The organism is Neiella holothuriorum, assembly GCF_019457915.1.
Taxonomy (GTDB): domain Bacteria; phylum Pseudomonadota; class Gammaproteobacteria; order Enterobacterales; family Neiellaceae; genus Neiella; species Neiella holothuriorum.
The window spans coordinates 17,288-38,404 of sequence record NZ_JAHZSS010000008.1 but is presented as its reverse complement, the minus strand read 5'-3'; the positions used below and the strand labels follow the sequence as shown (position 1 = coordinate 38,404).

17 protein-coding genes and 1 pseudogene are annotated in these 21,117 nt (G+C 47.8%); 6 read left to right on the top strand and 12 right to left on the bottom strand.

The genetic code is table 11. From position 1 onward, the window contains the following. Positions 1-27 precede the first annotated feature (27 nt). Both alr and dnaB read right to left on the bottom strand, forming a co-directional pair. Positions 28-1,116, bottom strand: coding sequence for an alanine racemase (alr, locus tag K0504_RS08385; RefSeq protein ID WP_220103732.1), 1,089 nt, complete (start codon positions 1,114-1,116; stop codon positions 28-30). Positions 1,117-1,119: 3 nt separating this feature from the next. After that, entirely contained in the window at positions 1,120-2,517 is a 1,398-nt protein-coding gene (dnaB, locus tag K0504_RS08380) for a replicative DNA helicase (protein ID WP_220103731.1), read from the bottom strand. 204 nt (positions 2,518-2,721) lie between these two features. Here dnaB and K0504_RS08375 point away from each other — a divergent pair, with 204 nt between their 5' ends. From K0504_RS08375 to K0504_RS08360, 4 genes are all read left to right on the top strand, one after another. Further along, entirely contained in the window at positions 2,722-2,982 is a 261-nt protein-coding gene (locus tag K0504_RS08375; protein ID WP_225918055.1) for a DUF3624 domain-containing protein, read from the top strand. Positions 2,983-3,085: 103 nt separating this feature from the next. Beyond that, the gene (locus K0504_RS08370; protein ID WP_220103729.1) at positions 3,086-5,557 is read left to right on the top strand and encodes a S9 family peptidase; all 2,472 of its coding nucleotides are present in this window, start codon (positions 3,086-3,088) and stop codon (positions 5,555-5,557) included. A gap of 239 nt (positions 5,558-5,796) precedes the next feature. Then, positions 5,797-7,104 carry a GGDEF domain-containing protein gene (locus K0504_RS08365; protein ID WP_220103728.1) on the top strand — a complete coding sequence of 436 codons (1,308 nt, stop codon included), beginning with the start codon at positions 5,797-5,799 and terminating at the stop codon, positions 7,102-7,104. A 175-nt stretch (positions 7,105-7,279) separates the two neighbouring features. Beyond that, positions 7,280-9,181 (top strand): diguanylate cyclase, encoded by a 1,902-nt coding sequence (locus K0504_RS08360; RefSeq protein WP_220103727.1) that lies wholly within the window; start codon positions 7,280-7,282, stop codon positions 9,179-9,181. A gap of 2 nt (positions 9,182-9,183) precedes the next feature. Here the strand turns inward: K0504_RS08360 and chrA are convergent, their stop codons facing one another. From chrA to K0504_RS08315, 9 genes and pseudogenes are all read right to left on the bottom strand, one after another. Beyond that, entirely contained in the window at positions 9,184-10,341 is a 1,158-nt protein-coding gene (gene chrA / locus K0504_RS08355) for a chromate efflux transporter (RefSeq protein ID WP_220103726.1), read from the bottom strand. Between the two features lie 84 nt (positions 10,342-10,425). Continuing rightward, on the bottom strand, positions 10,426-11,088 hold the full coding sequence (locus K0504_RS08350) for a YitT family protein (protein WP_220103725.1): 663 nt from the start codon (positions 11,086-11,088) through the stop codon (positions 10,426-10,428). Between the two features lie 230 nt (positions 11,089-11,318). Further along, positions 11,319-13,643 (bottom strand): putative Ig domain-containing protein, encoded by a 2,325-nt coding sequence (locus tag K0504_RS08345; RefSeq protein WP_220103724.1) that lies wholly within the window; start codon positions 13,641-13,643, stop codon positions 11,319-11,321. A gap of 436 nt (positions 13,644-14,079) precedes the next feature. Next, complete coding sequence (locus tag K0504_RS08340) at positions 14,080-14,511, bottom strand: hypothetical protein (protein WP_220103723.1); 432 nt, start codon at positions 14,509-14,511, stop codon at positions 14,080-14,082. Positions 14,512-14,530: 19 nt separating this feature from the next. Next, positions 14,531-15,181, bottom strand: a pseudogene (locus tag K0504_RS08335) (RHS repeat-associated core domain-containing protein); the annotation flags it as partial. A gap of 94 nt (positions 15,182-15,275) precedes the next feature. Continuing rightward, complete coding sequence (locus K0504_RS08330) at positions 15,276-15,803, bottom strand: GNAT family N-acetyltransferase (protein WP_220103722.1); 528 nt, start codon at positions 15,801-15,803, stop codon at positions 15,276-15,278. Then, positions 15,793-16,065: a type II toxin-antitoxin system TacA family antitoxin gene (locus tag K0504_RS08325; RefSeq protein ID WP_220103721.1), complete on the bottom strand. Its 273-nt coding sequence runs from the start codon at positions 16,063-16,065 to the stop codon at positions 15,793-15,795. The genes K0504_RS08330 and K0504_RS08325 overlap by 11 nt, the downstream gene beginning before the upstream one ends. 92 nt (positions 16,066-16,157) lie before the next feature. Continuing rightward, the gene (locus tag K0504_RS08320; RefSeq protein ID WP_225918053.1) at positions 16,158-16,379 is read right to left on the bottom strand and encodes a tyrosine-type recombinase/integrase; all 222 of its coding nucleotides are present in this window, start codon (positions 16,377-16,379) and stop codon (positions 16,158-16,160) included. Positions 16,380-17,341: 962 nt separating this feature from the next. After that, on the bottom strand, positions 17,342-18,142 hold the full coding sequence (locus K0504_RS08315) for an RHS repeat-associated core domain-containing protein (RefSeq protein ID WP_220103720.1): 801 nt from the start codon (positions 18,140-18,142) through the stop codon (positions 17,342-17,344). Between the two features lie 278 nt (positions 18,143-18,420). Between K0504_RS08315 and K0504_RS08310 the strand changes: the two genes are divergently transcribed. Beyond that, positions 18,421-19,182, top strand: coding sequence for a TIGR04219 family outer membrane beta-barrel protein (locus K0504_RS08310; protein ID WP_220103719.1), 762 nt, complete (start codon positions 18,421-18,423; stop codon positions 19,180-19,182). Positions 19,183-19,254: 72 nt separating this feature from the next. Here the strand turns inward: K0504_RS08310 and K0504_RS08305 are convergent, their stop codons facing one another. Then, entirely contained in the window at positions 19,255-20,553 is a 1,299-nt protein-coding gene (locus K0504_RS08305) for an adenylosuccinate synthase (RefSeq protein WP_220103718.1), read from the bottom strand. A 298-nt stretch (positions 20,554-20,851) separates the two neighbouring features. Here K0504_RS08305 and K0504_RS08300 point away from each other — a divergent pair, with 298 nt between their 5' ends. Continuing rightward, positions 20,852-21,109 carry a GrxA family glutaredoxin gene (locus K0504_RS08300; protein ID WP_220103717.1) on the top strand — a complete coding sequence of 86 codons (258 nt, stop codon included), beginning with the start codon at positions 20,852-20,854 and terminating at the stop codon, positions 21,107-21,109. Positions 21,110-21,117: the final 8 nt, after the last annotated feature.

Below are 21,117 nucleotides of genomic sequence, written 5' to 3'. Positions count from 1 at the left end.
AAACTCTTGTAAGGCGTGAATTTTCGCCTAGCGGTACTGGTATTTCACTCGGCGGGTAATGCCACAAAACAACTCGTAGGCAATCGTATCGGAAGCTCGAGCAACCTCATCGGCAGGTAATTGTTGGCCCCACAATTCCACGGCATCGCCCACGTTGATGTCTGCATTACCCACATCAACCGTCAACATATCCATAGAAACCCGACCAGCTAGAGGGTAGCGACGGCCGTTGATCACCACCGGTGTACCATCAGCAGCATGACGTGGATAACCATCGCCGTATCCCATGGCTACAACAGCTATTCGAGTTGCTTTATCAGTACGCCAACGAGCGCCGTAACCGACCGGTTCGCCTTCAGCAAGATCTCGTACAGCAATCACTTTGCTGGTTAAGGTCATCACGGCTTGCAGTTGATGATCGGCGGCAACCCCCAGTTGCATTGGGCTGGCGCCATACAACATGATGCCAGGCCGAAGCCAGCCTTGATGGCTCGATGAATGGGCAACAATCGCCGCAGAGTTTGCAAGCGAGATGTCGCCACCAAACGTATGTTCAGCAAAGGTAGGATAAAGCGCTTCAAAATTAGCCTGCTGCTGCTGCGTCATGGTGTTATGCAGATCATCGGCACAGGCGAAGTGAGTCATCAAGTTGATATCGGCACGCACTGACAAACATGCCTGTAGCCGCGCCAAATATTTGCTGGCGTGTTCCGGCTCAACACCAATTCGGTGCATTCCGGAGTCAATTTTGAGCCATACAGCAATTGGTTTGTCGAGTTCGTTAACTTGCTCTAACGCCTCTAATTGCCAGCGCTGATGCACCACCACATCGAGCGACAAGGTTGAAATGAGCGCTAGCTCTTTGGCATCAAAGAAACCTTCCAACAACACGATACGGTGTTGAAAACCCGCTTCACGCAAGCTTACAGCTTCATGTAAACGCGCCACGCCGAAGGCTTCAGCAGAAGCAAGAGCATGCGCAGCGTCCAACAAACCATGCCCATAAGCATTGGCTTTGAGCATGGCCATGACAGGTAAATTCGGCGCATGACGGCGCACCTGCGCTAAATTATGGGCCAGCGCTTTGGTGTGGATGGTTGCAACGGCAACTTCCACGACCTACTCCTCCATCATGCCGCCACCGGCAAAGTTGTCGAAGCGGGAGAATTGACCTTGGAAGGTAAGGCGAACACGGCCAATGGGGCCATTCCGCTGCTTACCAATAATGATTTCAGCCGTGCCTTTGTCGGCACTGTCATCGTGATAAACCTCATCGCGATAAATGAACATGATTAAATCGGCATCCTGCTCAATGGAGCCCGATTCACGCAAGTCAGAGTTTACGGGGCGTTTATCGGCGCGTTGCTCCAACGAACGGTTTAACTGAGATAGCGCGACAACCGGGCATTCCAGCTCTTTGGCAAGCGCTTTGAGGGAGCGTGAGATCTCGGCAATTTCCAACGTCCGGTTTTCACTCAAACCCGGTACCTGCATGAGCTGCAGGTAATCCACCATGATCATGCTGATACCACCATGCTCGCGAGCAATTCGGCGCGCACGCGAGCGCACTTCGGTTGGTGTTAGGCCAGACGAGTCATCAATATACAATTTACCGCGCTCAACCATCATGCCCATGGTGCCGGAAATACGAGCCCAATCCTCATCGTCCAACTGACCCGTACGAATACGTGTTTGGTCAACCCGGCTTAGTGACGCCAGCATACGCATCATGATCTGATCCGATGGCATTTCCAGTGAGAAAATCACCACAGGCTTGTCTTGGGTAAGCGCGGCGTGCTCACACAGGTTCATCGCAAATGTGGTTTTACCCATCGAAGGACGAGCAGCCACAATCACCAAGTCTGAGCCTTGCAGGCCCGCGGTCATTTTATTCAGATCGGTGTAGCCAGTATCTACGCCCGTGACACCGTCGTGGGGGTTATTAAATAGCTGTTCAATTTTTTCAACAGTTTGGGTCAATACCGACGTCAGGTTTTGCGGCCCGTCACTTGCGTTGGTGCGGCTCTCCGCAATCTTAAAGACTTTGCTTTCTGCCATGTCGAGCAATTCGGCAGCGTTACGCCCTTGCGGATCAAAGCCAGCTTCAGCGATCTCATTGGCAACGCCAATCATGTCGCGCATAACCGCTCGTTCACGGACGATTTCAGCATAGGCCGCGACGTTAGAAGCACTTGGGGTATTTTTGGCAATTTCAGCAATATAGGCAAAGCCGCCCACATCATCGAGCTTGCCTTCATTTTCGAGTGCTTCGGCAAGCGTAACCAAGTCAATGGGGCTACCCGACTCAGCCAACCGGCCCATGGTCTCAAATAACAATTGATGGGGTTTGCGATAGAAATCTAGCGCCACCACGTTTTCGGCCACTCGATCCCACGCTTCGTTGTCGAGCATCAGACCACCCAGTACGGACTGCTCAGCCTCTAATGAGTGAGGTGGTACTTTAAGGGATTCAACCTGACGATCGGGTGAGCGCGATTGTTGTGGAGAGTTAGCCATGGGACACCTATCAAATTCGGCCCATCATTATCGGTAAAAGCACCCACGCTGTCACTCGCTTTTCATCTCAGAAACACAAACTCGTTGATACGCAGCAAGCCAAGCGCAACAATCCCTCAAACATTCAATTAGCTAAGGCGTTTACTTGCTCATCCATCAATGGGCTGGCACATTGGCAATCACTAACATTCGTCATAACAAACTATGGCGTTAACAAAAGGAACATCGTCTGTGCCATGCGATGAGTGCATTAGCACTGTGTTCAAGCGCAAACTAGGCCGCTGCAAACGCTGCATGTGGCAGCTGCTAATACTCTCGCTAGTCTGCTGGCCGCTGTGGTTTGTTTATTACTCCGACACCCCCAAAGTGGTTGAATCGGTCGCCTTGTTATTATTCAGTTGTGTGTTTACTTTGCTGCTCTTATTACACCTGTTGATGTGGGCTATTTTACGCGTTCGCAGATAGCCTTAGCGTCATTCTGAACACCTTGCCGAATTGTGTATACTGTCGCTGGCCTTAACGGCCCCGACAGTTCTATCCAATAAAACAAATAAAACAGGTCCTCGGCATGATCCGACATTCCACGCTTCGCAATTCGATTGCAGTTTCTTTCGTTTTGCTTACTGCCTGCGCTCAAACATCACCAGATGTCAGCAGCGCGGCAACACCGTCAGTTGCAACTATTCCTGCGCAACAACCAGCTAACTCGCAAGGCTTAACCCTGCAGCAAATCATGGCTGATCCGAAATGGATTGGTTTTGCGCCACATGCCAGTCATTGGCATTGGGATAGCAGTGCGGTTTATTACGACCAGAAGGTTAGCGAGCAAACCTATTACCAGCGCGTCAAACTCGATCTACAAGGCAACACTGAAACTCCCGCCATTGAGCAACGCTATCAGACCGACATGGAAGATGGCGTTAACTCAGCCGATGGCAAGCTGCGCGCCTATGTGTTTGGCGACAACTTGTTCTTAGCTGACTTAACCAATGGCGAAGTCACCCAGCTCACTCGTAGCAGTGACAAGGTCAGCCAGCCGCAATTTTTAACCGATGGCCGCATTGCCTTCCGTCAAAATGATCTGTTCATGGCGCTTGATCTGGCAACCGGAATTCGCCAGCAATTAGCTGATATTCGAGAAGAGGACAGCCCCAAACCACCAGCTAAACCTGAAGGGTTTGTGGCCGAAGAACAACACAAGCTCATTGAGTGGATTGCCAACAAACAAAAACGTGCCGAGCGCCGTTTTGATACCGACCAAGAATGGCAACAAAAAGACCCTTCAGCCACTGCTGAGCCTATCTATTTAGGCAAGGAGCATGAGCTACTATCCGCTCGCCTATCACCAACGGGCCGCTTCTTATTACTAGCCTATGCCGAAGATCGCGACGAACGTGCCGACTCGGACATCATGCCCAACTACATTACGCACGACGGCACCATAGAAACCCAATCTGTGCGTCCTCGGGTAGCTGATTCTGATCCCGCGCCACTGCAAATGATGTTGGTGGACAATCAAACTGGCGGCATGACGATTTTAGATTTGTCGGTTCTGCCGGGCATGGATGACGATGTTTTCAAAGCGGTTCGCGCCGCCAACAAGAAAGCCTATGGCGATGCGTATGATGCGCCGGAGCCATACGAGCGTCAGTTGCAATTAATGGAAAACTGGGGTGGCGGATACCCGTCGATTATCTGGCATCCAAGCAAAGATATTGCGCTGATGATGGTCGAAGCCGTAGACAATAAAGATCGCTGGATTGCCTCGGTTGACGAGTCGGGCGTCATCAAATCGCAACACCGACTGCACGATGATGCTTGGGTAAACTACAGCTTCAACGAGTATGGTTGGTTGGGTGATGACATCTATTACCTTTCTGAGCAAATGGGTTATAGCAACCTTTATCTGAAAACGCTGAATGGTAAAACCCGCAAACTCGTTGGTGGCCAACAAGAAGTTCAGTCTCTCACCGTGTCTGACGATGGCGCTTACATTTACTATGTTGCCAACCCGGCTCACCCAGGCATTTATGATGTGTTCCGAGTCGCAACTGACTCCGGTGAAGTAACTCAGCTAACCGATCTAAACGGCATGACCAGCTACCTGCTGAGCCCAGACGGTGAGCAGCTATTGCTGACCTACTCCAATACCACCTCACCACAAGAGCTTTGGGTTACCAAGGCCGACGGTAATGAGCAACCGCGTCAGTTAAGCAATACGGTTAATGCCGAGTTCAAAGCAATTGAATGGCAACAGCCAGAAATTATTGCTATGCCATCGGCCCATGATGATTTACCGGTTTATGCACGCGTCTTCTACCCACAAGGTTATGACGCCAGCCGCGCCGAGCAATATCCTGCCGTGATGTTTGTTCATGGAGCCGGTTATTTGCAAAACGCCCACGCAGGTTGGTCAGGCTATTTTCGTGAATTCATGTTCCACAACCTGCTAGCTGAGCAAGGCTACGTGGTCATGGACATTGATTACCGTGGCTCAAAAGGTTACGGCCGCGATGTGCGAACGGCCATCTACCGCAACATGGGTTATCCAGAAGTGGAAGACATGGCAACAGGTGTTCAGTGGATGGCGACCAATGCCAATGTCGATGCCCAACGCGTTGGCGTTTACGGCGGATCCTATGGCGGCTTCCTAACGTTTATGGCGTTGTTTAACGAGCCTGATTTGTTTGCAGCCGGCGCAGCATTGCGACCAGTAAGCGACTGGGCCCATTACAATGCGCCGTACACCAGCAACATTTTGAATACGCCAGAGGTTGATCCACAGGCTTACCGTGTAAGCTCGCCGATTTACCATGCCGAAGGCCTAACCAAGCCTCTGCTGATCAACGCGCCAATGCTCGACAACAACGTGTTTTTCCAAGATGTAGTACGTCTGGTACAGCGACTCATTGAGCTGGAAAAAGATGATTTTGAAACGGCTATTTTCCCGGTTGAGCCTCACAGCTTTAAAGAGCCCTCAAGCTGGCTTGATGAATACAAGCGGATCCACAAACTTTTTGAGCAAAACTTGAAGCCATAACCTCAAGCCGCTCAAATAACCATCACATAAAGCTGAGGGCGTTTGCTCTCAGCTTTTTTTGTGAACCAACCGGTTGTATCTAAACCGCATCACATCAATACTCTGAGCAAATGTTCCATCAGAACCTAACAAAGGCTGATGTGAACTAAGTTGCAACTTGGACGCGCCCAAACACTCTGCCAATCAGCGTTGGCAACTTACTTGGTGATTCTGTTCGCTGCCTTGCAGCCCAAAGCCGTATGAAAGCCATTTTTAAAACTGAAATTATCTACCTTAGCCTGTTACTGCTGACCATTACCTTGATCGTCTGGCAGCGCTACGGCATGAATATCAGCTACAGCTATCCGCTCACAGCTGCTCATTCCTATGAGCTACTCAGTGACGATATAAATGGCGGCCTATCGATCGCCCGATTAAGTTTTAGCGAAGGTTACCCAAGCTTGCACTGCGATATAGTGTTGTCGCCAAGTTTTCCATTTTGCGCAATATTGCTGCCACTTCGAAATGAAGAAGGTCGAGGTGTCGATTTATCCCATTTTGATAGCCTAGCCTTGACGCTCAATTACCAGTCGAGCGAACGCGACACTGTGTTGGTTTACCTCAACAATGGTGAAGTTCTTAGCGGCCAGCGAGCATTGCGAGCCAATTTAGAAGTCGTTGTACCGCACCAAGGCGTGCACACCTACATCATGCCGCTGGATCAGTTTCAGGTCCCATCATGGTGGGTATTTTCTCGGACTGAACGCAATATAAGAACCGAGAGCAAGTTCGATAATGTTCAAAACATCCAAATTTCGACCGGTGATCACCGAGGCCAGCGCCAAGTCAATATTGGCGCCGTCTCGTTCAGCTTTCATGGCAAGTGGATCAGCACTTCGGATTTATATTTCTACATTACTGCCGCTTGGATCATCGTTGCGGTATTCCAAACGCTGATCTTGGTTCGCCGCATTCATTTAAAATATGACGATGCCAAACAAGAAGCGGCTCGCCTTAATGACATCAACGCCTTTTTACAAATTGAGCGGGATAAGTTTGAAACCCAAGCCAAGTACGACGCCTTGACTGGCTGCATGAATCGCAATAGTGCCAGCGACATATTGCGGCGCGTCAGCAAGCGTTTTAAAAACGAAAGCGTGAAAGCCATGCTCATCATGCTCGATGTTGATCATTTTAAACTGTTAAATGACCGCCACGGCCATGATGAAGGCGACCGCGTACTCCAGCGCTTGGTGGAGATACTGCAACAGCATATTAGAGAGCAAGATCAGTTGATTCGCTGGGGCGGTGAAGAATTCATTATTATTTGCGAACAAACCTCACTAAACGGCGCTATGACCCTAGCGGAGAATTTACGGGCGCTGCTCGAAAGCTCAAAATTGTCAGAATACACCCGCGTAACAGCGAGCTTTGGCGTGGCAGAAATGAACAGTCTGCAAGTTGACCAATGGTTTCAACAAGCCGACAAAGCGCTGTATCAAGCCAAAAACAGTGGTCGCAATCAAGTTATCTTGGCGGCACCTGAAAATAGCTTCGGCGCCAGCTAGCCAAGCAATTAAAAGCGCTCTGCTCCGTTGAATAACAGGGCGTCAGTTGCACATTGCGAGCAGATCAAGCAGACTAATCAGCAATGCTGTTGGTTAGCGTCTGTTGCGCGTTACCTTACGATTCAAGGCAGATGGCAACAGGATCTAGACGTTAACTACAACAATAATAAACCCAATGCCTTACGTTGTTAGCCGATATCGCTTTTATGTGCGGTGCTTCATTACCGTACTGATGTTGTTTGCAAACCCTTTGCAGGCCACGGTTAACGACGCCCAGCCTTCCATGACAGAACAACAATTTCTGGCTCATGTTAAGGTGCTTAATGACGGCTCCGACACCACACTTGAAATGAATTTGGCGCTGATCAACACGTTGGAAAGCCATGTCCATCGTTTTAGTGATGCTACGCAACGACAATTCAATCGCATGAAATGTTGGTATCTGTATGCTCAAGGCGTAACCAGTTCAGATCCCTTCTTCGACGCTCAATTGGCAGAAGCAAGAGCCGCGGCAGATCAACACGCAGAGGCTGACTTCCTTAACTGCCAAGGGGTTTACTTATTCTACGAGGGCGATCCAGAAGCAGCCCTTCACAACTACCAAGCATCCCTTAAAATTGCCTACCAGTTGGATGATCGCCGCTTAATCGCCGATGGTTATACTGCACGCGGCGAACTCAACTCTTACTTGGGGAATCTCGGCACCGCGCTGGAAGACTTGCTGCAAGCGCAACTCATTTTCGATGAATTGCAATTACCTTACTACAGCGCTTACAACCTGTCGGTCATTGCTAATACGTACCGCCGGATGAAAGCCTATCAGCCGGCATTGAAGCACTATGATCGGCTCTATGAGCTGTTCCAAGATGCCGTTGATCGTAAATCGTTTCAGAGCATTCGATTGCAACAGGCAATGATCTATCAAGACATGGGGCAACTCGATACCGCACTCGATATTGTGCAGGCGGTTTATCAATACTATCAAAAGCAAAATGATGACCAGGGTCAGTCGGAAGCCGCAACCTATTTAGCGAGTATTTACAATGATCGGGGCGAATATCAACAAGCGCTCGAGTTTGGTCAACAAGCAGAGCTGTTAAGTGAGCATCCCGAGTTAGATCCGCAGCTGACTCGCTTATATATTGGTCAGGCACTTGCCGGGCTCCAACGCCTTGATGAAGCACTTGAAGCCCTAGCCGATGCCGAAGCTTCTTTTTTACGCGAAGATAATCTTCGTTTTTTATCCGAGCTGTATCGTGCAGAAGCGCAAGTTTACCGCCAACTTGGCAACTGGCAGCAAGCGTTTGAACGGCAACGCCAATACACCGAAAGCTTTGTGACGCTGACGGAAAAGCAAAACGAGCAACATTCTGCACGCTTGCGGATCGACTTTGATTTTCAGCGTACCCATGAAGAGAATCAGCACTTGAAAGATCAGCAAGAGCTGACGGACGCTAAATTGGCAGCGTTGGCCACGGCAGCTCGCTGGCAGCGCATTACCATGTTGATGGGTGCTATTTTACTGCTCGCATTAGCGGTTATTGGTGCGCGCTACTTCCTCCATGCCCGCCGCATGCAAGCACTTGCATTGACCGATCCGCTCACCAATCTACCCAACCGTCGCCACATTGAAGAAGCTGGCCTGCAAATGTTGGCGCGCTGTCATACGCATCGCCAAACGTGTGCCCTGCTCATCATGGACATCGACAACTTCAAGCAGATTAACGATACCTTTGGCCATGATACTGGCGATCAGGTATTGCAACGGCTATCAAAAATTGCCCAAGAGACCGTCAGGGCACAGGATGTATTAGGGCGAGTCGGTGGTGAAGAGTTTTTGGTCTTATTGCCCGCCACCAGCCGCAAGCAAGCAGGAGTGATTGCCGAACGTTTGCGCCAAGCCATTGAACAAATGAATGCCACCGATATTGTTGAAGACTTGGCCATTACCACCAGCATTGGCGTGGCACAAATGAACAGCCATTATGAAACACTCAGCCAACTGACAACTCGTGCCGATAATGCATTGTATGCCGCTAAGGCAAGTGGCCGGAACCGAGTAGAATTAGCACCTTAAATTTACAGCGCCAGCAATAAACCGAGTGCCACATAGCCCGCAACTAAATAGAGAACCGGTACTTTAAGTTGCCGCAGCAATACGAACCCGACCACCACCGCCGCAAAATCTTGTTTTAAAAATACCGAGCTGGTAAACACCGGCGCATACCAGGCACTGACTAACAGTCCCACTACAGCGGCATTCACAGCGCTAATCGCGCCAGCAAGTCTTGGCCTTGCCACCAATGCCTGCCAACTGTTCAGCAATCCAACCATCAACAATAAACCCGGCGCAAATATCGCAACCGTAGCAACCAATGCCCCCAGCAGCGGTGAAGACGGCGTTAATTCAGCACCAAGGAATGTCGCTAGGGTAAACATCGGGCCGGGAATGGCTTGCGCAGAGGCATAGCCGAGTAGAAAGCTGTCTTGGCTGATCTGGCCAGCGAGCGACTCTTGCAACAACGGCAGCACCACATGACCACCGCCAAAGACCAGCGATCCTGCCTGGAAAAACTCGGAAAATAGTGCAACCAACGACGACTGCCCAGCAATTAACGGAAGAACGAAAAATAACAGGCCAAATAACACCAATGCCCACCATAACGGAGAGCTGCAAGCCTTATCATCAACGCAAGGTTTCTCCGTTGGCGCAGTCATTTCAGGCTGACTGGCACCAATCACTGCTGCCCCAGCCAACACCAGCAATTGCGTCCACAACCCTTGCTGCAACAACATCACAACGGTGCTAACTAAACCAATCAGTAAGCTTGTTTGTTTGCTCCAGAATTGCTTGCTCATGGTGATTACGGCATCCGCCACGATTACCACGGCAAACAACTTCAGGCTATGAATCACCCCTTGATAAAAGCTGTTGTCGGTCAAGCTGGTATTGAGCAGTGCAATGGCTGCCATGATGGCAAATGACGGTGCAGTAAACCCGATAAAGGCCGCTAAGCCGCCGAGTAACCCTGCCCGTTGATAACCAATAGCAAAGCCCACTTGAGACGAACCAGGGCCGGGCAAAAATTGGCTTAGCGCGATCAATTGAGCGTAGCGAGGTTGATCAAGCCAACCGAGTTTATGGACGAAATGGCGCTGAAAATAGCCTAAGTGAGCCGCAGGGCCACCAAAACTAACCCAGCCTAGCGCGAAGAACTGTTTGAAAATCTGCCACATAACACTTTCTCTTCAAAGAATAGAAAGGAGTATGGCGTTCAAATATGACAGCGGCAAGCTATTCTCCTGCCGCGTTTGATGGCGTTACAGCGCCTCTTCTTGCGGTTTAGTGAATGGCGTTTCTGGCTGAGCAGTTTGACACTCTTTGCTCACCGCTTTTGCTTGTTGCTGAATCGGAGCTTTCTTGTGGTAACGCCCTAAGACAGAGCTCAATACAACAAAGCCGAGCAGTGAGTAAGCCACTTTGTCCCAGTCATATAAGGCCAAAGCCAAAGCAGCAACGATCAAGTCAGAGCCTAACAACACCTTGCCGGAGTGAATGCCAAAACGCTCTTCGAGGAACAAACCAAGAATGTTGACGCCGCCAAGTGATGAGCGATAGCGAAACAACAATATCAGGCCAATACCAATAAGGCCTCCGGCAATCACAGCCCCCAGTAACGGAGGGAGATTATCAAAATGGACGTAATAGTTGAGCACATCAGACATCAGCGACACAGCAACAATACACAGTAGGCTGCGCAAAGCGAATGCCTTGCCCATTTGTCGAATGGCTAAATAGAAAAACGGCAGGTTAATGGTAAAAAACCAAAAGCCAAAGGTGATTGGTAATGCTTTGTTGGCAATAAATGCCAAACCCGCAGTACCACCAACCAGCAAACCGCTAGCTGCAAGGAAGCACACACCTAAAGACACCAGAAAACAGCCTTCAACCTGTGCATACCAACTCAGGGCCATCTGCTTCATAACAAAAAATCGCTTACTTGAAAAACACCGGCGGCATTGTAGAGCCGGAATGATGAATTGCCTAAGAAATGGCGCGTTGGCTCGCCGCCAGCCTGTAACGACATCTGTTATGAAATGTTTACAGGCTAAAAACAAAGCCCCACTCAAGTGGGGCTTTCGGAGGTTGTTAGTCTATCAGTCCCGACACGCGAGCATTGCGACCTGCCTTACTGCCAATAGACAATCCAGAGTTACAGCTTGGAAACATCGGTTTGATAGAGAATTTGCAAGCTCGCAGGTTGCAATGGAGTCGAGCCTCCAACATTAAAGTAAAGTTCAGATATCAACACCGGCTGACCACGAGCATCAATAGCAACGGGCAGCGAACGCTGCGTCAGCGAGCCTTCAATCACCAACTCGCCAGAGGCATTGTCAATCTGCCAGCTATCTTGCCAAGCCTCAGCAACACAATAAGGGTCAGATATGACTGATTCGCAGTTTTCCATGAGCAAACCGAGCAAGTTGTATTGTTGTGCCACACCACTAGAGGATAATTGGTAGACAGTGTCAGCAGGAATCCAACGGCCGTAATCACCTGACGCATCATCAGGATTGAATCCTGTTGGTGCTTGCCATTTATAGCTCGTCGCCCATAATTGCGGGAACTCTGCTGCCGTAAGAGCGCTGGCTTCAACAGTTGGCAGCTCTGCGGTTAGTGTTGTGCCGGCGCCAAATACTTGCATCAGTTGGTTATTCGAGAAAACCCAAACCAATGCACTATATAGCTCACCACTTTGTTGATAAGGCACCACTTGATATCGATAGTTAGCAACACTCAGCTCAACGCCATTATCAATCTGTTGCCAGCTAAACAAAGTCCCATCAACTTGGCTTTGCGCAACGCTATCTGCTTGCAACAACAGTAAATCTTGGCCAGCTTGATTACTGTAACTCTGTGATGCTGTGCCAAACCGTGGTAGCGACAAGTACGATCCGACTTGAGTGTCGAAATCAACGGACGGTGACGAATCTTGCGGTACCCCTTGCATCACCATAGTAGAGCTTGAGCCGGTAGCCGTAGGGTTTAATGCGGACTCAGTAAAGTTATTTAGATCGCCATTATTCCAATCTTGAGGAAATTCGTAGCGCAATGAATTAGCAACATGCCATTGTTGTAGATCATCATAATCCATTAATAACGTGAGTGTTTGTGATTCAACGGTGAGTCGAAGTTCAATCGCTTCGACTGGGTCACTTGCTTGCTGAATGCCATCAGCCCACTGCACCACATCATCACCGAATCCGTAACTTGCCAAACTCTGTGCGCCCACAAAAAACGCACTCAGCGCATAACTTTGCCCAGTGGCGTATGTCAGCTGCAATTCGCCATTAGAAAGGCTCCAAGCGAATGCGGCATCAGCCGATGTTGACTCAACCTCATTGTGCCAATAACTAACACCAGTGCCATCATCATGGAAGACCAATACTTGCTCAATTTCGCTGGGCATGAATCCTGGCTGTGCAGGCAGATGCAGTACTTTAGTGCCAGTAATCATCGCCTCATTGAGTGTGGAAGTGAGCGGGCTGTCGCTATTCAACAGTGACCAATTGTAGCTTTGCACGTCATAGAACTCAGTCGTCAGTTCATGCGTATCAAACCAATCATTGAGTACCTCTAACGGATTATCACCCCAAAAGCTGGTAAGTGTTGTACCGCCTAATTCAATCTCATCATCAGCATAATCGGCAAGCCATTGAATAGCCGATGCAAGCTTCACTAATTGGCTTTCATTCGCGGCTAACTCTGCTACTTGCCATTGCGCACTGGTAGACGGGTTATCCTTTGACGTAGCGCTATTCGCCAAAATATACCGAGCGGAACTCAGGTCAGAAATATATAAGCGCGGCTCTTGTTGCTTATCTAACGATGTGTGTTGCTGGCTATCAGCCACATAATTCAATACATAATAAAGCTGACTGACCAGCTCAATATGGTCGCGATCACCTACTCCCGTAGCTCTAAGCAGCGCAATATCACCGTCAATATCGGCTCGCAGATTGGCCTCAAGCTGAAAATTGCCGTCACTGTCGGCTGTTGCGGTAAAAATTTCATCGGCGACTTCAAGCGTGACCAAAGCTTGAGGTAATTCAAGCCCATAAATTTGCCCTGACAGGGTCAAGCCTACAGCGTCGACAACAGTAACCGAAAATGCTGGCAGCGATTGAGATTCTTCACCATCAGAAACTGAGATGACGATATCGGCGTAAACCCCTGCGCTGGCGTAGTCGGCCGTTCCCGAGATGGAGCCTGTTGACTCGTCAAAATTGGCCCAACTAGGTAAATTATCAACGCTAAATGTTAGCGTGTCGCCATCGCTATCTGACGCGGTGGGAGTGAATTCATACATTAGCCCTTCATTGACAGAAGAGGCCGGGCGACCAGCAATTGCAGGCGCAGCATTGCCTACGGGCTGAACAGTCGAGGTACCGCCGCTGCCGCCACCACCACCACAACTAACGGCCATCGCGGCTAAACAACCCAAAATAAGATAGCGAGAATTTGCTCTAACAGTCATACAACATTCCTTTGTCGACAAGGTACTTAGTAATAATTTCAACGCCAAGGTAAGCGCTTACATAATTACTGCGTAGGCTACCGAACAACGCCTTCATATCCGAGCCGCAAGCACCAAAAATTTGATAATCAGCATAAAATTTCTCTTCATCGCTGACTTGCTAAGCACTTAATGGAAAAGCAAAATTTAAGCATTCCCATTTAAAATCAATTAGCAATGGCAATCACAAAGAACCGGAACACTGGCAAGAAACACTGGAATATACACTTGTAAATTCCACTCACACGCTGCCACGACTCCAGACAAAACCTTCCACCTGTCCAAAACAAATCTGCCAGCATTCCGCTGAAAAGTTGCCAAGCGGCCAAAAAACAAAGGCCCAGTGAGTGGGGCTTTTGTTGAGAAATCACTGGGGAGGTAGATAACAAAAACCTATTTACTCTACCCCCTTTGGGCTCTTTGGATTGTTCTCTACTATTTCGGATAGCTCAATCGTCAGCACCAAATCACACCTACCATAAGATATATTTAGAGAGGACTTCTCCGCCAACTCATTAGAAAGCAGGAAGTAATACATATTAACGTTATTTTCGCTTTCTACTGACTTCAACTCTGTATAAAAGTCGAAACCACTTTCAAAACTCGAACCTATAAGAATCGATACCGCCTCTAAGTCGGAGTCATGTAATTTCCGATTTAGAAACAATGAATAAGCTGAAGCATCTCCCTGAACTTGTCTTTCAACTCGAAAAATATTGGCATATTTTTCGGTGTTTTTGTTAGCAAAGCCTTCCGCATCAATACATGTATTGGCATTTGCGAAGAAGCCAGTCATTACCATTGCTAGAAACAAATAAAATTTTGCCATACTTTTTCTCGACATTAAGTTATGGATAGACTTGCTGCATTACATGGTCTGGATTCTTATGCCTTTTACTTTTCTTTAGTCCTTTAAAGGCTGCTCTATCAGCAAATTTTGTCGAATACCGATAAGCGGTATAGCCAAAGATATCCTTTTGATCTGCTAACCCTGCACTATGGAGTGATTCATGACCTACCATCCATGTAGTTCGACTTGTTCCAAAAGCCGCTGAGCTAGTATTGACAGTCATGATTTTTCCACCAACCTTGTCTACTTGAGCTGCGAACCCTCCTGTATCTTGGGCGGTGCCAGCATTGGCAACAAAGCCATTGCTTCCATCATCTCTCAAAGCCGCTGCTCCAGCATCTAGACTAGAAGCCATTGCTTCCAATTCTGAACCTGAGTAACCATCTGAATTAGTCTCGCCTTTTTTCATACCAGCTGCCTGATCTCGCAATGAAGCAGCCGCTGAACTCATATCGTTTGCAGCCTGTTTTTGTGCTTCATCAAAGGTATCCCAATCTTCATCGGTCCAACCATCCCCTCTCCCGTACATTCCTGTAGGATCCACCATATTCACCGGATCATTCCCCACATAAGCATAAAGATTCATTTGATCTTCATAACCCACGGGATCGGTTTGCATAAAGCGGCCAAGCTTTGGATTGTAAATCCGTGCTTTGTAATAGAATTATCGGAAACAGGCTCCCAACATTCTATTTCTTGAAGGAGTAACTAGGTGGGTCGCATCCTTGCTTCAAAAGGTCAAACTATCCCAATATCCCGTTGATGGTTTCTATACTCAAAAACATCTTGGCGATGTCATCCTGGCTTCCGTCATCAAGCCGAGTAAAACCTAACGAGAGATAAAAATCGGTGGCTCCGGGGTCTGCATCCAAATACAAGCCATATATACCGATCACTTTCGATGCTCCATGCACTCGGTGGAGGGCATCAGACATCATTTTCCGTCCTATACCTTGCCCCTGAAGACTATTGTCAACACCAAGCATCACCAAGCGAACACAAGGGATGTCCTTTGGTAAGCTGCCGCCAGATAGCTTCTCCATATCTGAAGCAAGCAACTTGAAAGAAGTCAGCGTGTAAAAAGCACAAAAGCGTTCATTGTCGTCACAATCCAAAAGGACATAAGCTTTCGAAAACTGTTGGCTCACCTGCTTTTTTAACGAAGAGCGAACAAACTTGTTAATGACTCCATGTCCGCAATCAAATTTTTTCTGTTGATAGTACGTCTTAGTTGAATCGTACTGCTCTAAGACAAATCGACTATCGCTCACTGAACATCCCTTCAGATAACAAGCCATGCAATGCTTTTGTTGGCTTGTTTGGCTTAGACAACGCCGCAAATAGAGCCTGTTGTTCTGACTGTTGCAACTTCATTTGCTCTACGACTTCTCTTGCTTCTCTAAGCGCTGGCTCCATGATAAATGTCGTCATATCGACACCTCTCAAGATGGCAGCCTGAGCCAACAGCTCTTTGTTCTGTTGTGTTGTTTTCAAATCAAGTCGAGCATCTTTTTTCAATGCTAATGCTGTCATGATGAACTCCTATACGGGTATTGTACGTATTAATTTTGTTATACTAGCAAAGCAACTCCGTACGTTCAACATACGTACTAAAACTGTCTACATCACAACTCCAACCGATTGAGGCTAAGCGCCGAAGGATGCGTTTGACTGTATACCTCGATGAGTTTTGAGCGAGAAACAAAGGTATAGACTTGAGTGCTAGTGATACTGGCGTGACCTAGCATTTCTTGTACATGCCGCAAGTCGGCTCCGTTATCCAACATCATTATGGCTGTTGAATGACGAAACAGATGACATGCGCCAGCTCGTTTAAACCCAGCCATACGAACATATCGTACCAAACCAAAACCTTTCATGTTTTTTGTGGCGTAGCCTTGCCTTGACGGCAGAAGATCTGGGAATAATTAACACAGACTGCAAGGAAGATTTGTACAAATTGTTTTACTGGAGCTCTCAAGCTGCATTGTGGTTGGTTGGTAAAGAACTATCAGAAGCTAAGTCAGTAAAAAGATATTCACCAAGTAAAAGTTGTAACTATGGGTTGAGGTGGGTCATCAACAAGTTGAATAAAGAACGGCCGAAAAACAAGCGCATTTCACCAATTATTAATAACCCCTTGGGGTAAAGAGCCTAACCGCCTACTCTGTATTGATTTTGACCAACTCTGGTACATCATCTCTCTGCGGCGTACCAGCAATCCGATAATCAAACACCGAGTTGTGTGTCCATCGACCTATAAAAAACTGTCAATAAAATCGGCAGATATTCCTCCACTGCATTTTTAGTTCCTTGAACCATAGTCGTTTCATCAAGCATTGGCAGGAAATCAATGGAACGGTGGAAGTGTTGTTTTAACACCACTGGAAGCAAAGAGCCGGAACACTGGCAAGAAACACTGGAATATACAGCTGTAAATTCCACCCTCTCGCTGCCACGGTTCCAGATAAAACCTTCCAGCAGTCCAAAACAAATCTGCCAGCATTCCGCAGAAACGTTGCCAGACGCCCCAAAAAAAAGCCCCTGCGAGCGGGGCTTTTAGTGGGGAGTTATTGAGAAGATAGAACCAAAAGAATAAATTAATTCTGCGCCCTTTGGCTCTTTGCCCCAGTCTAGCTTTTGTTCATTTCGTGGAAAAACACCCAGAACATAATAAGAAAACCTATAAGAACAAGAGTAATCCGGAGGGCACCTTCAGTCCATGAAGAAATGCAAAAATTTATGGACATAACTACTATTACTTTCATTATGGCAATGTGAATACGATTACTGTTCATAGCATAAAACTCTAATATTCATCTTCAGTGGTGTAAATGATAGAGTCAATTTGGGTAGTTGATGTTGTAATACTACCTCCCGTTCCGGTTAAAGATGGAGTGCCGACTTCTAACCCTCCAATCATTTTACTGTCAGAATTAATCTCACCATTTTCGTCCATTGTTAAACCACCTTCGACAGTAATCGGCCCGAAATCCCCTTCAACATTCATTGAGTCGCCTGAAAAATCATCGACTCCTCCCTCGGTTAATTGAACAGTAGCAGCAGTTCCTATATCGGCACCGATTCCAGTTTTAGTAGTCGTATAGGTGCCAACGGTTAATTCACCTTCGCTGTAGGTAATGAAAGTTCCTTCTTCAACTCCACCACCAGCACCACCGATCACTTCAGTTTCCCAACCTAAAGATAATGTCCAATTACCCGTCGGATCAACCATATTCACCGGATCATTCCCCACATAAGCATAAAGATTCATCTGATCTTCGTAGCCCACGGGGTCGGTTTGCATAAAGCGGCCAAGCTTTGGATTGTAAATCCGTGCTTTGTAATATTGCAGACCAATTTCTGGCAATACCATTTGCCCTGTATACCCAAAGCGGCCTTTATTTGTTGAATCTGGCTCGGCGAATGGGCCGTAATGATTAATCGTGGTCAAAGAGCCACTATTGTTGGATAGAGCAATAATTGAGCCTTGATGGTTTTTGGTGAGAAATGTTCGATAGCTCGCTCCGACATTCTCTCCGTCATATTGAACTAACGGGCTATCTATACCGTCATTGTGTACATAGCGCCCTGTAACAGCAGATCCCACATACTCAGCAATTACTGCATCTCCATCATATACAAACTTGGTGGTTGTTCCTCTAGAGCCAACTATTCACCACCACAGCTGTTAGGTAAAAAGGAAGAGAGTTACGGCCAAATAAACGCCTAAAAATGATCCGACACAAAAGTTTCAAACAACTCTGGGCCGTCGCCAGCAATCGATACTTATTTGATCCACTTCGCGTGCGAGGCCACAGTCCCTCTATGATTCGTCACATCAGCATGTTAATTTTGCCAGCACACACTTAGATGAAGTACAGCCAAATGAAAACAAAATTAATCGCACTGGCCGCGCTAGCGACGTTACCGTTTGCGTCACAGGCCGACACATTTGCTGGCGTCTACATGGGCGCTCAATATTGGGATATGAACGCTGACGGTGGTTTTGGTACCGGCGACCTAACGCAAGACTACGATTTATACGATGAGGGCAAAGGCGTCATCTGGGTAGCCGTTGAGCATCCAGTGCCACTGTTGCCGAATTTCATGCTTCGCTACAACCAAATGGATACCGATGGCAGCGCCGATGTGGTTGATTTTGAGTTTGGTGGCATTGTATATGACGGCAAATCTACGGTTGATGCAGAGCTCGACCACATCGACATGGTGATGTACTACGAGATCTTAGATAACAGCCTGACGAGCTTAGATATTGGTGTAAACCTTAAGTATGGTGACTACAAAGTTTCCGTAACAGGTGAAACTACCATCGGTGACACGGTTGTTGAAGAATCATCGCAAGAAAACTACAAAGGCGTGATTCCAATGGTTTATGCCGCCAGCCAATTGGGTATTCCGGGCACGGGCTTATCATTCTTCGGTGAAGTCAATTGGATTGGCGTTGGAGATGCCAATGCTTACGACGTACAAATTGGCGCTCAGTATTTGCTGATCGACAACCTCGCTGTGGATGCTGGCGTTCAAGTTGGCTACCGCAAAGTGAAGTTTGATATTGATGATGTCAGCGATCTGACCATTGATGCCCAGTTTGACGGTGCTTTTGCTGGTGTGATGGTACATTTCTAATGCTCACCAGCAAGACATAAAAAAGGCCGCTTAATGCGGCCTTTTTTATGAAGCAAACATGATCAACATGACTTACATGTCAAATGGGTGCTTGCGAATGATTGTTTCAACACGATCTGGGCCAGTTGACACGATATCAATCGGAATCTCAAGCAGCTCTTCCAAGCGCTCAATGTAATCCAATGCAGCTTGTGGCAACGCATCAAGTGACTTGGCACCAAAGGTGACCTCACTCCAGCCAGGCATGCTTTCATAAACTGGCGTTACTTCTTCATAGCCTTCTGCAGCCAATGGCGGCACTTCAGTTATCGATCCGTCTGCCATTTGATAGCCAGTACAGATCTTCACTTCTTTAAGGCCATCCAATACATCCAGCTTAGTCAAACACAAACCTGTCAGGCTGTTGATTTGAATCGCTCGGCGCATGACCACAGCATCAAACCAACCACAGCGGCGTTGGCGACCTGTTGTCGCACCAAACTCGTGACCTTTTTCGCCAAGATACTGACCGACTTCGCACTCAAGCTCAGTTGGGAATGGGCCACCACCAACACGAGTGGTGTAGGCTTTCACAATGCCCAGCACGTAATCGAGGTGACACGGGCCAAATCCAGCACCAGTCGCAACGCCACCCGCAGTGGTGTTTGAGCTGGTTACAAACGGGTAAGTGCCGTGATCAATATCAAGCAAGGTACCTTGAGCACCTTCAAACATGATTTTGTCGCCACTCTTGCGAGCTTTATCGAGTACGTCGATCACGTCAACGGTCATTGCTTTAAGTGTATCTGCAACAGCCAAAGCCCCTTCGAGTACTTCGTCGTAGCTCACTTCTGGCGCTTTATACAATTCACGCAGCGCGAAGTTGTGATATTCCATGACAACTTTTAGCTTTTCAGCGAAGGCTTCTTTGTTGAACAAATCACCAACGCGTAAGCCGCGACGAGAAACTTTGTCTTCGTACGCTGGGCCAATACCGCGGCCAGTGGTGCCAATGGCTTTTTTACCCAGAGCCTGTTCGCGTGCAACATCAAGTGCAATGTGGAACGGCAAAATTAATGGGCAGGCTTCGCTGATGAATAAACGTTCTTTAGCAGGAACGCCGCGTTCTTCAAGCATGGCGATTTCAGTAAACAACGCGTCAGGCGACAACACCACACCATTGCCGATGATACATTTGACGTTGTCACGCAAAATGCCAGACGGAATCAAATGTAAGACGGTCTTTTCACCGTCAATAACCAACGTGTGGCCCGCATTGTGGCCACCCTGGTAGCGCACCACGTAACTTGCTTGATCAGTTAGTAAGTCAACGATCTTGCCTTTGCCCTCGTCACCCCATTGAGTGCCGAGAACCACAACATTATTGCTCATGCTTGAACTCTTGATTTGGTCGATTAAACGCAGGAAAGGGCCGGATTTTAGCAGATAATAACCCGCTAGATCACCTAATTTGTGTGCTATCGCTCAGCGAAAGACACCGATTACGCCACAGTGAGGTTTAGACATAGCGATTTCGCCCGATCTAAACTGGTACGACAACTGTAGTCAAAGCTCAAGCAAGCGCTAAATTTATCGGCAAAATCTATCAGGCCAATGGCAACAATCAATTTTACCAACGCCATGCAAATCGCTATGCTGTGGTCACTACTTACTCAGAAGGATCACCAACATGTTCGCTGTTATTTTCGGCCGCCCTGGCTGCCCTTATTGTGTTCGCGCGAAACAAGTTGCAGAGCAACTCACCGAAAAACGCGATGATTTTAAATTCCGCTATGTTGATATTCATGCCGAAGGGATCAGCAAAGCTGATCTATCAAAAACCGTCGGCAAAGAAGTTGAGACTGTGCCGCAAATATTCTTAGACGAAAAACATGTTGGCGGTTGTACTGAATTTGAACAACTAGTACGAGATAACGCTTGGCTATAATCGCCTAG

Excerpts from the sequence above, each read along its gene's own strand:
- dnaB (WP_220103731.1), bottom strand. The coding sequence starts at position 2,517 with ATGGCTAACTCTCCACAACAATCGCGCTCACCCGATCGTCAGGTTGAA.
- K0504_RS08375 (WP_225918055.1), top strand. The coding sequence starts at position 2,722 with ATGGCGTTAACAAAAGGAACATCGTCTGTGCCATGCGATGAGTGCATT.
- K0504_RS08370 (WP_220103729.1), top strand. The coding sequence starts at position 3,086 with ATGATCCGACATTCCACGCTTCGCAATTCGATTGCAGTTTCTTTCGTT.
- K0504_RS08365 (WP_220103728.1), top strand. The coding sequence starts at position 5,797 with ATGAAAGCCATTTTTAAAACTGAAATTATCTACCTTAGCCTGTTACTG.
- K0504_RS08360 (WP_220103727.1), top strand. The coding sequence starts at position 7,280 with ATGCCTTACGTTGTTAGCCGATATCGCTTTTATGTGCGGTGCTTCATT.
- chrA (WP_220103726.1), bottom strand. The coding sequence starts at position 10,341 with ATGTGGCAGATTTTCAAACAGTTCTTCGCGCTAGGCTGGGTTAGTTTT.
- K0504_RS08350 (WP_220103725.1), bottom strand. The coding sequence starts at position 11,088 with ATGAAGCAGATGGCCCTGAGTTGGTATGCACAGGTTGAAGGCTGTTTT.
- K0504_RS08345 (WP_220103724.1), bottom strand. The coding sequence starts at position 13,643 with ATGACTGTTAGAGCAAATTCTCGCTATCTTATTTTGGGTTGTTTAGCC.
- K0504_RS08340 (WP_220103723.1), bottom strand. The coding sequence starts at position 14,511 with ATGGCAAAATTTTATTTGTTTCTAGCAATGGTAATGACTGGCTTCTTC.
- K0504_RS08325 (WP_220103721.1), bottom strand. The coding sequence starts at position 16,065 with ATGACAGCATTAGCATTGAAAAAAGATGCTCGACTTGATTTGAAAACA.
- K0504_RS08320 (WP_225918053.1), bottom strand. The coding sequence starts at position 16,379 with ATGGCTGGGTTTAAACGAGCTGGCGCATGTCATCTGTTTCGTCATTCA.
- K0504_RS08310 (WP_220103719.1), top strand. The coding sequence starts at position 18,421 with ATGAAAACAAAATTAATCGCACTGGCCGCGCTAGCGACGTTACCGTTT.
- K0504_RS08305 (WP_220103718.1), bottom strand. The coding sequence starts at position 20,553 with ATGAGCAATAATGTTGTGGTTCTCGGCACTCAATGGGGTGACGAGGGC.
- K0504_RS08300 (WP_220103717.1), top strand. The coding sequence starts at position 20,852 with ATGTTCGCTGTTATTTTCGGCCGCCCTGGCTGCCCTTATTGTGTTCGC.